This window comes from Bradyrhizobium sp. S3.3.6, from assembly GCF_040546905.1.
Taxonomy (GTDB): Bacteria; Pseudomonadota; Alphaproteobacteria; order Rhizobiales; family Xanthobacteraceae; genus Bradyrhizobium; species Bradyrhizobium cytisi.
In genome coordinates this window covers 1-13,051 of record NZ_JBEPOT010000007.1, presented here as the reverse complement: position 1 = coordinate 13,051, position 13,051 = coordinate 1, and the positions used below count along the sequence as shown (strand labels likewise).

Annotated in this window: 8 protein-coding genes and 3 pseudogenes; 5 read left to right on the top strand and 6 right to left on the bottom strand. The window is 58.3% G+C overall.

Annotated elements, in window-relative coordinates; all coding sequences use genetic code 11:
• The first annotated feature begins 309 nt into the window (after positions 1-309).
• The 3 genes from ABID59_RS20785 to dctA all read left to right on the top strand — a co-directional run bounded on the left by ABID59_RS20785 (position 310) and on the right by dctA (position 4,781).
• Positions 310-1,737, top strand: a complete 1,428-nt coding sequence (locus ABID59_RS20785) for an MATE family efflux transporter (protein WP_354084594.1) — start codon at positions 310-312, stop codon at positions 1,735-1,737.
• A gap of 770 nt (positions 1,738-2,507) precedes the next feature.
• Complete coding sequence (locus ABID59_RS20780) at positions 2,508-2,684, top strand: hypothetical protein (protein ID WP_354084593.1); 177 nt, start codon at positions 2,508-2,510, stop codon at positions 2,682-2,684.
• An 801-nt stretch (positions 2,685-3,485) separates the two neighbouring features.
• On the top strand, positions 3,486-4,781 hold the full coding sequence (gene dctA / locus ABID59_RS20775; protein WP_354084799.1) for a C4-dicarboxylate transporter DctA: 1,296 nt from the start codon (positions 3,486-3,488) through the stop codon (positions 4,779-4,781).
• A gap of 154 nt (positions 4,782-4,935) precedes the next feature.
• On the opposite strand, the pseudogene ABID59_RS20770 reads toward dctA, so the two are convergent.
• Both ABID59_RS20770 and ABID59_RS20765 read right to left on the bottom strand, forming a co-directional pair.
• Positions 4,936-5,761 (bottom strand): annotated as a pseudogene (locus ABID59_RS20770) (Ku protein).
• Positions 5,762-6,133: 372 nt separating this feature from the next.
• Positions 6,134-6,241 carry a hypothetical protein gene (locus ABID59_RS20765; RefSeq protein ID WP_354084798.1) on the bottom strand — a complete coding sequence of 36 codons (108 nt, stop codon included), beginning with the start codon at positions 6,239-6,241 and terminating at the stop codon, positions 6,134-6,136.
• A 306-nt stretch (positions 6,242-6,547) separates the two neighbouring features.
• Here ABID59_RS20765 and istA point away from each other — a divergent pair, with 306 nt between their 5' ends.
• Positions 6,548-8,059 (top strand): IS21 family transposase, encoded by a 1,512-nt coding sequence (gene istA / locus ABID59_RS20760; protein WP_354084797.1) that lies wholly within the window; start codon positions 6,548-6,550, stop codon positions 8,057-8,059.
• Between the two features lie 14 nt (positions 8,060-8,073).
• Positions 8,074-8,826: an IS21-like element helper ATPase IstB gene (gene istB / locus ABID59_RS20755; protein ID WP_354084592.1), complete on the top strand. Its 753-nt coding sequence runs from the start codon at positions 8,074-8,076 to the stop codon at positions 8,824-8,826.
• A gap of 127 nt (positions 8,827-8,953) precedes the next feature.
• Here istB and ABID59_RS20750 read toward each other — a convergent pair.
• The 4 genes and pseudogenes from ABID59_RS20750 to ABID59_RS20735 all read right to left on the bottom strand — a co-directional run.
• Positions 8,954-9,296, bottom strand: a pseudogene (locus ABID59_RS20750) (MFS transporter); the annotation flags it as partial.
• Between the two features lie 289 nt (positions 9,297-9,585).
• Complete coding sequence (locus tag ABID59_RS20745; protein ID WP_354084591.1) at positions 9,586-10,323, bottom strand: outer membrane protein; 738 nt, start codon at positions 10,321-10,323, stop codon at positions 9,586-9,588.
• Positions 10,324-10,524: 201 nt separating this feature from the next.
• Entirely contained in the window at positions 10,525-10,839 is a 315-nt protein-coding gene (locus ABID59_RS20740) for a hypothetical protein (RefSeq protein WP_354084590.1), read from the bottom strand.
• A gap of 2,065 nt (positions 10,840-12,904) precedes the next feature.
• A pseudogene (locus ABID59_RS20735) lies at positions 12,905-13,051 on the bottom strand (chitooligosaccharide synthase NodC); the annotation flags it as partial.

The following is a 13,051-nucleotide window of genomic DNA, read 5'->3' as shown; positions in this document are numbered from 1 at the left end:
CGAGCGATGAAGCCAAAGCAGCGGATGCTGAGCGAATCGCTGAAGCAGACTCTGAACCCCGCGAGAAAGCCCCGATGCAAGCATTCTGAGGCACACTTGGACCGGCGCTGAAGGCGCAGGATTCGTCGACGGCGTTTTCGGCCGCTAAAGAGGGCGTCGCAGTGATGCCGGACGATATCAACGTTCACCTAGATCATGAGGATCCGGCCCTGCACACAATCTATGACATGCAGACGGAGTCACGCGTTATGCGTCGATTCGTTCGCGACGCGATCGCAAACGAATCCGAGTTGTGCGACACTTCGATCCATGAATGACGCGGATACGGAATTCGTTGTCGAGAGCGATTGCAATATGATGCCCAAGAATAAGCAGAAGATCGATTTATCGGACCCAAATCTCTCGAGCCTCATCCTGCGGCTCGCCATTCCGGCTGTTGTTGGCCTGTCGATCATCGCGTTACATCAGGCCGTTAACGCGATCTTTGTTGGCGCGCTTGGCGTGCAGGCGATCGCAGCTGTCAGTATGACCTTGCCGATCGTGCTCCTGCTAGCGGCGGTCGGAGAGGGGATCGGCGTTGGGACGGCGTCGTTCATATCTCGTCATCTGGGCGCTAGTGAGTACCTGGAGGCCAGTCGAGGCGCAAGTACTGCACTCGCGCTCGCCGCTCCGATCGGTCTCGTCGTTACGGCCGCTCTGCTTCCAAGCCTACGAGTGATCTTCGCAACGCTCGGGGCAACTCCAACCATCATGCCCGTGGCGCTCGACTACGCGGTGATACTTTTGTTCGGGTACACTGTGATGCTTCTAAACATCGTCAGTGGCTTCATCGTCAGAGCCGAAGGCAACACACGATTCAGCATGTGGACGATGATTACCGCATTCGTCCTAAATGCCGTACTCGATCCGATCTTCATATTTTCGATGGACTTCGGTGTGCGAGGCGCAGCCCTCGCGACACTGGTATCTCAGATCGCCGCTATTTGCCTTTACATCGCGTATTTTACGAAGCTTGGCGGGATAGTCCTCGTCAGGATATCTCACATCTCGTTGGGAGCAAGTCGCATCAGACAGCTCGCGTTGGTAGGGGCACCGGCGACCATGACCAGTGTTTTATCTGCGATTGCCGTTATGCTCTTGTACGGAGCTGCCGCGCCGTTCGGAGACGAGTCCATCGCGGCCGTGGGAATAGCTGCGCGCATCTTGACGATCGGCGCACTGCCTATCACCGGCTTCTGTATAGGCGCTCAAGCTGTCCTGGGTTTCGGTTGGGGCGCACGTGACTTTGCTCGTATACTGAAGACTGCGAAGTTCATGCTCTTGATGACTGTCGCTCTTTCCGTTACGTATTCTGCAGCCGTTGTGGTTTTTGCCCGGCCTTTGGTCAGGCTGTTCAGCGATAGCGATAAGGTCACAGAACTCGCCGTATCGACCTGCATCGTCTTTCATCTGTTTTTTGGACTTTTTGGTGTTCAGAGTTTCGTGACGACGATGCTTCAGTCGTTCGGGAGAGCACGCCTCAGTGCGGTTGTCTCCTTGGCGAGGCAAGGCTATCTCTTCATACCGGCCGTACTGTTATTTCCCGTCGTATCGGGTTTCAACGGACTGCTGGCCAGTCAGGCAATCGCTGAGTTGGGCGCCGGAATGATTGCACTGTTTGTCTTGTTCCACCAGTTCGCTGAGCTCAGACGAGCGCTCCGGCACCTCCCGTCAAGAACGATCGAGGTCGCGGGTTGACCTGACTACTGATATCATCGGAGCCGAGGCCATTAGGCCTACAAGAAGATGGATTATGCTGGGTGCATTGGGCGCAGTGACGGCAACCGCACCAGCCGAGGCATTGCTTAACTGGATAGGTTGGCGCGGTCCATTCGAGTTTCTTGCCGCATCCAGCGCCACCGCGGCCGCTGTAATCTATTTTTTGGTTCTAGAGCAGAAGGCAAGTACAAAGAGCCGCTCGAGGGACAGTCGGTCAGAAGACCGTCTATACGGATGGGCGGCTCTGGAGAATTGCGCCGAATTCTTCAAGGTATCGGATCCGCAAGGGTCCTGCAGTCCTTGTCGGTAGCGTCTTGTCTCAGCGATGTGGAAGGGTTGGATCGAACAAGCCTTACCACACAATTGCTCATCATGGCGACAGCCCTAAGCATTGGCGCATTGCTGCTCGGTGCGGTCGCCGATTCGCTGCGCCGGCCTGGCAAGAACATTGAAAACGTTGCGCGCGATCATAGCTGCTGTGTTCATTGCAGCCGAACTCGCGCTGATCTTGCATCCACCTTTCCTGTCGCTACCTCATGGATCATTGTGGCGGTGGTGGGATCAGCAATCGCCTCAGCTACGCGATCATCGGAGATTACTTTCCGGCCGAATCGATCGCCCGCGCAAACGGCGTGCTCAACCTTCTGCATTTCGGGTGGGCTTTCCTGGTCCAGTACGGGAGGGGTTAATTCTCGAGCAATGACGGACACTGCCCCTCAATCGCGTATCAGACGGCGTTCAGTATCAATGTGCTGCTGCAGCTGGCCGCCCTGGTCTGGTTCATCGCCCCTTGGCTCAAAGAGTTGAACTGGAAATCTCATATCGCCCTCAAGCGCAAGTCGACGGACCAAAGCAGGTCAGTTCACGTCGTGATCCCGAGCGCCGGATTGGTCATCCTGGAAACCGATCGGGATGTGGAGTGGTGAACTCGGCCTTGCTCTGCCTGGCTTACCGCCTCGTCGGTCTACAGGTGCGTCAAGAACGTCCGGCCGGCTGATCGCCTGAGAAGCTCCAAATAACTGGTCGGATATGCGACATGCGTCGCGAGGTCGACAGGAATAATACGAAATATGCGTAATATCAATGAGCGCGGGCTGGCATGCGACTTGCTATTTTTCTCGGAACAGCCAGGTGAAATGAGTTTGAGCAATGACCAGTCTGACTGAGAGCGCAAGTCAAGTCGGTGCGGCGGATGTGCTGAGCGTCGGTTCGCGGGCCCCCTTGATCAAAGTTGAGGACTGGCTACGTGGCCAGCCGGTTACAAAGTGCGAGCCTGGGAAAGTATACATCGTCGACTTTTGGGCGACGTGGTCCGGACCATGTATCGCCTCGATGGCGCATTTGTTGAGGTGGTGGGCATCGTGTCGCGCTCCGGCGCGATAGCTGCGAGAGTGCCTGCCGAAGTGAAGAATGGTCGCCGGCTGCTAAGGTTGGCGTCATAGAAGCTGCCGGATGGCATCTTCGAACAACCAAAAAAGATAGAAATGGGTGGTGACGCTGATGCTCTCCAGCTCTCAAGGACGCTTTCTCAAAATTCTATCGCTGCTCTCAGAAGCGATTCAGAACCTCGTTTCGCTTAGATGGCAAGCCGATTCGGGAATCCGCGGCAATGGACGGGGCCATCTGGAGCGGTCAGAGTCCCCTGCGCCCCGCACCGAAGGAACACTGAGCGAAGCGGTACCTTCATTGTCACCCCTCTTTGTTACCACGGCGCCGAGTCGAGCATGATGTACACTCACCGCCAGCGCCGCTCTGTCAAAGCCGCCGCCCTGTTCCGGCCATCTGGCCCCTGGTACAAAGTTCTTTACATCCAGGTACTCATCGCGATCCTGATTGGGATTCTCGTTGGCTGGTTGTGGCCTGCTGTGGGGACGAGCAGCTGGGTCAAAGCGCTTGGCGACGGTTTCATCAAGCTGATCAAGATGGTGATCGCACCGATCATCTTCTGCACTGTTGTGTCTGGAATTGCGCATGTTCAGGATGCACGAAAGGTCGGCCGAGTCGGCGTCAAGGCACTGCTTTACTTCGAGATCGTATCAACCTTCGCGCTCGTCCTGGGTCTCGTGATGGGCAATCTCGTTCAGGCCGGTCATGGGCTCGCTCCCAGGGCTGATGCCGCGGCGGTAGCTAACTATGTCAAGACGGCGGAAGGGCAGAAGGCGGTCGATTTTCTCCTCAATATCATTCCTGATAGCGTGGTTGGCGCCCTGGCGCGAGGCGACGTGCTGCAGGTGCTGCTGTTTGCCATCCTATTCGGGTTCTCGCTGATGGCGCTTGGCGAGCGTGGTGACCGGATGCGCGGTCTGGTTGACGATGCTGCGCACGCGGTGTTTGGTGTCATTAGAATCGTGATGAAGGCCGCGCCGATCGGAGCGTTCGGCGCCATGGCCTACACCATCGGTGAATTCGGACCCTCCGCGCTCGGTAAACTCATCGGATTAGTTGCCCTGTTCTATGTGACAGCCGGGCTCTTCGTGATCATTGTGCTTGGCCTGATCGCGCGCTTGGTCGGCTTTTCCATCCTAAAGTTCATCGTCTACATCAAGGATGAGCTGCTGATCGTGCTCGGAACGTCGTCGTCCGAAAGCGCGCTGCCGCAGTTGATGGAAAAACTCGAACGGCTGGGCTGTTCCAAGCCGGTCGTGGGCCTAGTGGTGCCGACGGGATACTCTTTCAATTTGGATGGGACTAACATTTACATGACGTTGGCGACGTTGTTCATCGCGCAGGCGCTCGGGGTCGATCTCAGCTTTGGCCAGCAGCTCACGATACTGGTTGTGGCAATGCTCACCTCGAAGGGAGCAAGCGGTGTTACCGGTGCTGGCTTCGTTACCCTGGCCGCAACGTTGACGGTGGTCAGTCCTGAGCTTGTCCCGGGCATTGCGATCGTATTCTCAATCGACAAGTTCATGAGCGAGGTGCGCGCGCTTACGAACATTATCGGAAACGGTATTGCCGCGGTGTTTGTATCCTGGTGGGAAGGCGAACTCGACCATGACTCACTACACGCGCAGCTCAAGTAGACGTGCGAGCTCAGCTCGGCCGGGCTGGCAGGGATGCTCGCGAGCGACGCGGCCTCCCACGACCCGGCCAGCAAACGCCCAACCAAATCGCCGCCCCGCGATCACTTTGCTGCAGCTCAGACGGCCAATACCGTCGCCAACGGAATGCTGCGGGTCAGCAAAGCCGCAGTTCAACCCTGTGTGGCACGCTTTGGCAATCGGCCTTCAAAGCGGCGGCCGCGGTGGCTGCATAGGTCTTGCAGCAAGCGCCTAACTGCTTTCGAATTGTTTTGCGGTCCTGGTTTCGCTGTCTTCGTCTTCTGGTTGGCTTCTGCGCGGCCTTAGTCTCAGCTGCCGCGCCGCCGATGCTCTTGCGCAGCGCGTCCATCAGGTCAACGACGTTCTCGCCGCGCGGACGCTCCTTCGGCACGATCGGCTTGCCCGCCCGCTTCTGGTCGATGAGCTCGACCAGGGCGGTTTCATACTGATCCTCGAACTTGTCAGGCTCCAAGGATCCGGATTTCTGGTCGACGATGGGCTTGGCGAGATCGAGCATATGCTTGCTGCTTTGACGTCCTGGATATCTTCGAAATATTGTGCTTGCTGCGCATCTCGGGTGGCGCAACAGGACGCCGAAGCCGTATCAAGTAGCGCGGGTCGATGTCGGATCTGTCGTCGAACTGAACCGATCTCGATGGTCCGCCTGGATTCCAACGCGATATCCTCGAGCTCCTCATGGGTGACCTCGATGAACTGATCCTTGTGGATTTCGGAGCCCTTCACGATGTCCGTGTTGGGTACGTCGTCGCCAGTGTCCGCGTCGACCTTCAGGTATATGAACCGATGGCCCGGTTGAGCTGGTTGAACGAGATCTTGTCGCTCTCCGAGGTCGCCGGATACATGGCAACCGCACACGTGACCACGGAGATCCTCAAAACGCCTTTACAGTTACGCGCGGGGCCATAGTACGCAGAACTCCGTTCAGGGAAACTCGGATTCAAGATGAACGACCGTGTCCAGTTCCGACAGACTGCCAGGCGAATCCTATCGGGAACATCGCTACATGCGGCAATACTGGGGGGCGTCCAGGGGAGCGAAAGAAGCGGGTCGCACAACGGGTGGGCATTTCGAGCCCGCCGATGTCGCGCTCGGTCGTTGATCGAGCGCTTGCTGAGCCAGCAAAGCAGCCGCTTCGATCACGTTAGGCAACAACTCAGTATTCAGGAACATTTCTCGCGACGCAATGCGCTTCCATCCGGGTGTCGCGCTATACGCCTGAAACCATTGCGCGGCTGAGCTTTTCAGGCGAAAGAGGGAAGGCTCTGAGATGCGTTTCTAAAGGAAAAGCGCGAGCATGATCAGCAGATAGCGTATTAAGCGCGAACGCGGGCCACTGCCCCGACGAGCATACCGCCAACAGCCGGTCCAACACTTCGTGCGATATTATAACTGATGCCGTTAACGCGACTGCCGCAGGGCACAGCTTCCGACGGCACCTGCTCGCTCACCGAAATTTACCAAGCGGGTTCCATGGACGCCATGCCGCTGCCGGCGGTACTGACGTAGTGTGCGGATTCCGATTTATTCCGGCCGGGTATTCCGACTTGAAGCCGGCCACCGTTCCGATTTGAAGCCGGCCACGATTCCGAAATGAAACCGGCCGGCATTCCGATTTGAAGCCGGCCGGGGTTTTGGAAGTCGGCGTTTTCGTTTGGGTCAGTCCCTCAGGCATCAAGTCCCTCGTTGATCAACGGGGGAAGCGGATGCCGGCCAAGAGAGAACTGACCATGCGACAGATACGACAGATGCTGCGGCTTGCCCGTGATGGGGTGAGCGCCCGGGAGATCGGGCGCACGCTCGGCGTGGCGCGCAGCACCATTCAGGACAATCTCAAGCGTGCCTCGACTGCCGGGCTGGCGTGGCCTTTGGCGGGCGATCTGACTGACGCCGTTCTTGAACAACGTCTGTTTGCCCATGCCGGCGTCAGGCGCGGCTTCCGCCGGCGAGCTGAGCCGGATTGGGCCTCGCTGGCCTGTGAGCTGAAGCGGCCTGGCGTCAATCTGATGGTGCTGTGGGAGGAGTACCGGGCGGTCCACCCGGAAGGATATGGCTACAGCCGGTTCTGCGATTTATTCCGGGAATTCGAGCGGCGGCTGTCGCCGACGATGCGGCAGGATCATCCGGCCGGCGACAAGGTCTTTGTCGATTACTCCGGCAAGAAGATCATGATCGTCGATCGTGCAACCGGGGTCGTGCGTGAAGCGGAGATCTTCGTCGCCGTGCTTGGCGCCTCCAATTACACCTACGCCGAGGCGAGCTGGACGCAGACACTGGCGGACTGGATCGAGGCCCATGTCCGCATGTTCCGGTTTTTTGGCGGGGTGCCGCGGCTTGTCGTCCCTGACAATCTGAAGTCGGGCGTGCACCGGGCCTCATTCTACGACCCTGAAATCAATCGCAGCTACGGGATGATGGCGTCCCATTACGGCGTGGGCATCCTTCCGGCACGGCCAAGAAAGCCCCGGGATAAGGCAAAAGTGGAGGCTGGAGTGCGTTTTGCCCAGACCTATATCCTCGGGCGACTTCGCCGGCAGACCTTCTTCTCCCTGACCGAGGCGAACGCGGCAATCGCCGCCGCGCTGGAGCGCATCAACGCGCACGTCATGCGCCGGATTGGCGTCAGCCGCCGACAATTGTTCGAGACCGTCGAGAGGCCTGTCCTGGCGCCGTTGCCGGATGCCGACTATCAGTTCGCGGAATGGCTCTTGGCGCGCGTCTCGCTCGATTATCACGTCGAGGTCGACGGCTTCTTCTACTCAGTTCCACACGGCCTGATCCGGGAGCAGGTCGACGTTCGCGCCACCACCCGGACCATCGAGTTGTTCCATCGGGGTTTGCGTGTTGCTGCTCACCAGCGCCGTTATGGCGGCCGCCGGCACGGCACTGATCCCGATCACATGCCCAGTGCGCATCGGCGTTACGCCGAGTGGACTCCCGATCGATTCCGGCGCTGGGGGCGGTCAATCGGGCCCAACACTGAGGGCCTCGTCCTCGCCATTCTGGCCAATCGGCCTCATCCCGAACAGGGATTCCGGACCTGTCTCGGCGTGCTTCGGCTGTTCAAGGATATTGATCCCGAACGCGCCGAGCTGATCGCGGCCCGCGCGGTCGCGGTCCGCGCGCTGACCTACAAGAGCATCGCCTCCATCATCGCCAACAAGCTCGAACGCGGTTCTCACGACACCGAGGACGCGATCATCGAACATCCCAATCTGCGCGGCCCCGGTTACTTCCATTGAAAGGATTACCCAGCATGCTCACCCATCCCACCCTCGACCTGCTGCATAGCCTCGGTCTCCACGGTATGGCCAAAGGCTTCAAGGACCTCGATGCCCAGTCCGAAGCGCGCAGCCTCGAACACGCTGAATGGCTGGCGTTGCTCCTGGAACATGAGAAAACGCTGCGCCAGCAAAAGCGGTTCGAAACCAGAGCTCGAGCCGCAAAGCTGCGCCATGCCGCCTGCGTCGAGGATGTCGATTACCGCGCTATCCGCGGCCTCGACCGCACGCTCTTTCTAAAACTCGCCGCCGGCGACTGGATCCGGGCACGACATAATCTCCTTGTTACCGGGCCGTGCGGCGTCGGCAAGAGCTGGCTCGCTTGCGCCCTTGGCAACAAGGCTTGCCGAGACGACTTCTCCGTTGCCTACCATCGTGTACCGCGTCTCTTCGCCGCGCTCGCACTCGGCCGCGCCGATGGCCGTTACACCAAGATGCTGCGCGCTATCGCACGACTCGATCTGCTGATCCTGGACGACTGGGGACCAGAACCTCTCGACGCCGACCAACGCCGTGATTGGCTCGAAATCGTCGAGGATCGATACGAATCCCGCTCGATTATCGTCACCAGCCAGCTGCCCGTCGATCGCTGGTACGAAATCATCGGAAACCCCACCATCGCCGACGCGATCCTCGATCGCCTCGTCCACAATGCCTACCGCATCGAACTCAAAGGAGAGAGCCTCAGAAAGCAGAAGCAAACCGCTCAAGATCAACCGGTCTCTTGACCTTCCCAGCCCTCAACGACATCATGAAATTGACCCATGCGAACGACGCCACGGGTGGCCGGCTTCAGATCGGAATACCCGGCCGGCTTCGAATTGGAATGCATGGCCGGCTTCGTCGGAATCCGCACGTAGTGAGACCCAGCCAGTCAAGGACGGCCAGCGCGGTCGCGCCGCAAAGCTCGATCAAATGCGCAACTCGCACCACAATACGACGGTCATGCATGTCGGCAATTGCCCCGGCAGGTATCGCAATCAGCATGATGGGCAGCAGGAACGCGCTCTGCACAAGCGCAAGCTGGTCCGCCGAAGACGTCACCTGCGTCATCGCCCAGGCTGTGCCGACGCCCCCTGCATCAGGATGCCGAGATTTGTGAGCAACTCGCAAGCCAGATGCGTCGAAAAGGTGGATGGCGCAATGGTGGCGGGACGCCGTCGCTGCTGGACGACAGGGGCTTGGGCGGATGCGTCATCTCGGCTCGTAGCTTGCCTCCCATTCAGCGCCAGGGCGCCAACTCGAGCAGCAGCTTCACAAATACGGCTCTCATCTGCCCGGTTCGTCTCGGTTTGTGACATCGTCGCGTATCTGAGCTTTTCTGGACCTCGGATTGCGACGACAGACCATAGCCAAGAGAACGGTTTTGCTTAAGCGCGGCCTCCCGGAAAGCATAAGATCGTGTATGGCTCCTCTACAGCAGATCAACAGGTCAAAACACCCCGGCCCATAGGCCGGGGCTTTCGATCTGCCGCTTGAACGACTGATCAATATTTCAGAAGGATCGGACCACCGAACTTATAGTTGAGCCGTGCAGTTATAAGTTCGAAATCCTGGCGGATGCGATCGGTCCGAGCAGCGGGCGCGGTGAAGTTCAAAGTGGCTGGCTGCATGAATAGGTGATTGTACTCGAAGCCAACCGACCAGTTCGGTGCGAAACCGTACTCGATGCCGGCTCCCAAAGCGCCGCCCCAAAGAACGTGTTCGCTGTTCCCAAGCTGCGCGCCCGTGAGGGTCGAGCTGATCTGATAGGTGTTGCTCGTGACTGCGGCGCCGCCTTTGGCGTAAAGCAGTACGTTGTCGAAGGCATAGCCAATCTGCCCCGTCATGAGACCGAACGCATCAATCTTGGTCTGGTTGATATCGGCAAACGCGATGCTGTGATTGGACCCGGCCAAATCAGCCCAGTTCCCCTGGCCTTCAATACCCAGCACGATCTGGCCCGCCTGCCATCGATAGCCGATCTGGCCACCAACCGTCACGCCGGTCGCATCATGACAGCCCTCAGGTGTGCCGCCTTCGAAATCCCAACAATTCGAGCTTGAGCCCAAGCCAGCGTCCACGCCGAGATAGTAGCCACTCCAGTCGTAGATTGCAGCCGCGACAGGCTGCGGAGCTTCCGTGTAGAGAGGCTGGACGGGCTGCGCAGCGAGATCCGCGCCGAATGCGCGCGCCACCGCGCCAAGCGCCACAATGCTCACAGTCGCAAGCAACAACTTCTTCATTTCTACTCTCATCTCTTCAGTGCCCCGAGCCTCGTGCGTCTTAACAACGTCCGCGCGAATTGCTGTAACTGCACCGCAACATGCGCGCCTAAAGCAATCGTCGAACCGAACGCTGCGTCAGTTTGCGGCATTGCAGATCATCTCCAACCGCGTCGCAATGCTCGGTCGCGTGCGCACACAGGTAGCTTACGCGTTGACGACTCAGCGGATTAAGCGCACCGCAAGCCAGATGATCCCCAGCCACACCGCAACCGAGAAGAGCAAAGCGCTTTGCAACGTCGTTGCTCTTGTCCTGTGACGCCATCGAAGGAGCTGCGATGAGCAACCGATGAAGCGCCGGCCCCGTACAACAGCTATCACATCATCATAATCAGCGAACCGGAAGTGCGAGCGATGCTTGCGAATATACGCCAGCCGCTCAGTGGGTGAGAGGCACTGTGCCCATACCTCCCATGCCTCGTCATCAAAACACGCGCTATTCTCAAGGACTTCGGCGAGGCGATCGTCGGGCTTCATGATGCATCCGCTGTACTGACTCTCGCGGATCGAGTTCTACGAAGAAAGCCTCACCTTCGAAACCTCTCCGTTTAGGTAGGCTAGTTCAGCGAATCGAACTTGGCCAGGAAGCATTGGTCAAGGTCAACTCCGCGTTGATCCTGACGCGAGATGAAATTCGAACTCGTGCGAAGGCTCTGGATCTCTCTTTTCGCCCATGCAGATCGCGACGGCATCGAAGTGCTGTTGATGCCGGAGGAGAGTGAAATGTCCTTGTCGGCGCTGCCCAAATCGTGCTTGCCGTTGCATTCAGTTCAAGCGCTAGCTCGCGTGCCAGACATATCTCCGCGGTTCGCGCCGGCGCTGATCGGAATTCGGTCCGGCATTAGCTTCGCACATGCTAAGATCACACAGATGTACGTTGTCTGGCCGAGGGCCGGCTGCGAATCCACCGCCGCCGACCCGATGATCCGCGAAGGGCCGACTCGCAGTCTTCACCGCCCAGTGTCTCGGGTCAAATCGGCGATCAGACGTTACACCGTGCTGTTGGGACTGATTCCGCGCGAACATTCGCTGGAGGCCACTCTGCCTTGCGAATCTGTGCTCGACGAGTTGCCGCCGGTTGGCGTGCGCCCTCGCGTGGCCCATCGACAATTTCCTTGTTTGAGCGAGGCCGAATACAGCGTTAGGAACTACGGCGTGCGGGAACGTGGAGCGGCGGCGGAGCAGATGTGCCGGAATGAAAGAGAGCACCATAGAGCCGGGCGCGCTCACGTCGTTTGCGAGAACGCCAACTGCGCACGGCGTAGCCTAATCCAAAGCCGCCGAAGAAGATTATAGTGAGAAAAAGGAGTGCTGTTGTCATCTCGATGTCTGAACCCGAGGATTGCTTTGATGTGTTACGTCACACTCCCGCCATCAGTGGTTGACTAGTTGGTCGGCGCGAGGCGGCGGATGCCTCGTTCCTACAACGTGACGCTACGTCCGATTCAAGTCCCTTCGGCTACTCCCAGCCAAAATGTATTCTAACTCGAGGTGGCCTGCGGCAGTGTGCGCGAGCCAGGCATAGTCTGCAGATGCGCGAAACAGCCCACGCCGTGATCGTTGTAGGAAACGACATTTGTTATGGGCTGGTACCTGTGGTTTGGTCAGAGTGGCGCGCTTCTCTCGGCAGCATTGCCCCACCCGCCCTGGGGAAAACGGAGAAGACGTTCGGCGGCAGCTGAAACGTGGACGAGGCTAGTGATCTCACTGCGCAGTCGGTGTGCTGTTAGGACACCTGGACTATTTGCGTCGGGGCGGCCGGTAGGCGGTCGCATTGCGGTGCAAGGCGTACCGCACTTATCCTCTGAGACCGAGGGCCTGAGTTACAGGGTTGTTGACTTGAGGATGCCGAACAGGTGGTCCTGCCACCTGTCCCGCGGCCTGCCTGCTGACGAGACGAATCTGTTAGGAAAAGGAGGCTGCCTGTATACACATCACTCGGCGATCTCGAAGGGACCGCCGGTTATCAAAACTAGGGCGACGTCTTTTTAATACCCGTTCGAGTGACGTAACCTGCGCCTTATGCAGAATTCCGCCAGGTGCTAGGTGGAACCTCGATTTGATTAGAGGAGGAAGAGTTGAACGTGTGATCGATCAAATCGCCAAGAACGCAGGCGCCATGATTTGGCTCGGACCTGACTTCATGTGTCGATCCCCGAGCTAGAACAAGTTTTGCGATTTGCGTGCGATTGGCGATAGTACGGCGATCTGGCGGTAAAGCTGCGACTGCCTCGTCGAAAAGTTTGGCTAGGATGCGGAGGTCTTCTGGATAGAAGAGGTCACCGTAATTTTCCGCTGGGACTGTTCGCCTACTGGCGCTCGCCTCGCCTATTGCGCCGAGTTCCAGTTTTGCTGCGATCAGTTCGCTTGTGAGTTCGTCGAGCAGCTTGACCGCCCCGAGCGCGAACTTGTCCTGGCAGATCAGTTGAGCCACGACCTCCAATTGGAGAGCAATGCGGTGTTCAAGGTGCTGAATGCGCGACGTGCAAACAATCTCCTTCGGTTTATCGGTTTTGGGGGCTGCGTATAAAAAATTGCCATGCCTTCCATTTTCATCGGGCAAATCTGGTGGTCTGCGCGAGAGCCAGTCACTGTTGCTCAAGGTACAGAGCGCGTAGGCTTTCATCGGAAGCAGGAGGAAGATGTTGATCGGGGTGTGCAGCGCGAATCCGAGAAATCGAAGCTCGCC

Excerpts from the sequence above, each read along its gene's own strand:
- ABID59_RS20785 (WP_354084594.1), top strand. The coding sequence starts at position 310 with ATGAATGACGCGGATACGGAATTCGTTGTCGAGAGCGATTGCAATATG.
- dctA (WP_354084799.1), top strand. The coding sequence starts at position 3,486 with ATGTACACTCACCGCCAGCGCCGCTCTGTCAAAGCCGCCGCCCTGTTC.
- istA (WP_354084797.1), top strand. The coding sequence starts at position 6,548 with ATGCGACAGATACGACAGATGCTGCGGCTTGCCCGTGATGGGGTGAGC.
- istB (WP_354084592.1), top strand. The coding sequence starts at position 8,074 with ATGCTCACCCATCCCACCCTCGACCTGCTGCATAGCCTCGGTCTCCAC.
- ABID59_RS20745 (WP_354084591.1), bottom strand. The coding sequence starts at position 10,323 with ATGAAGAAGTTGTTGCTTGCGACTGTGAGCATTGTGGCGCTTGGCGCG.
- ABID59_RS20740 (WP_354084590.1), bottom strand. The coding sequence starts at position 10,839 with ATGAAGCCCGACGATCGCCTCGCCGAAGTCCTTGAGAATAGCGCGTGT.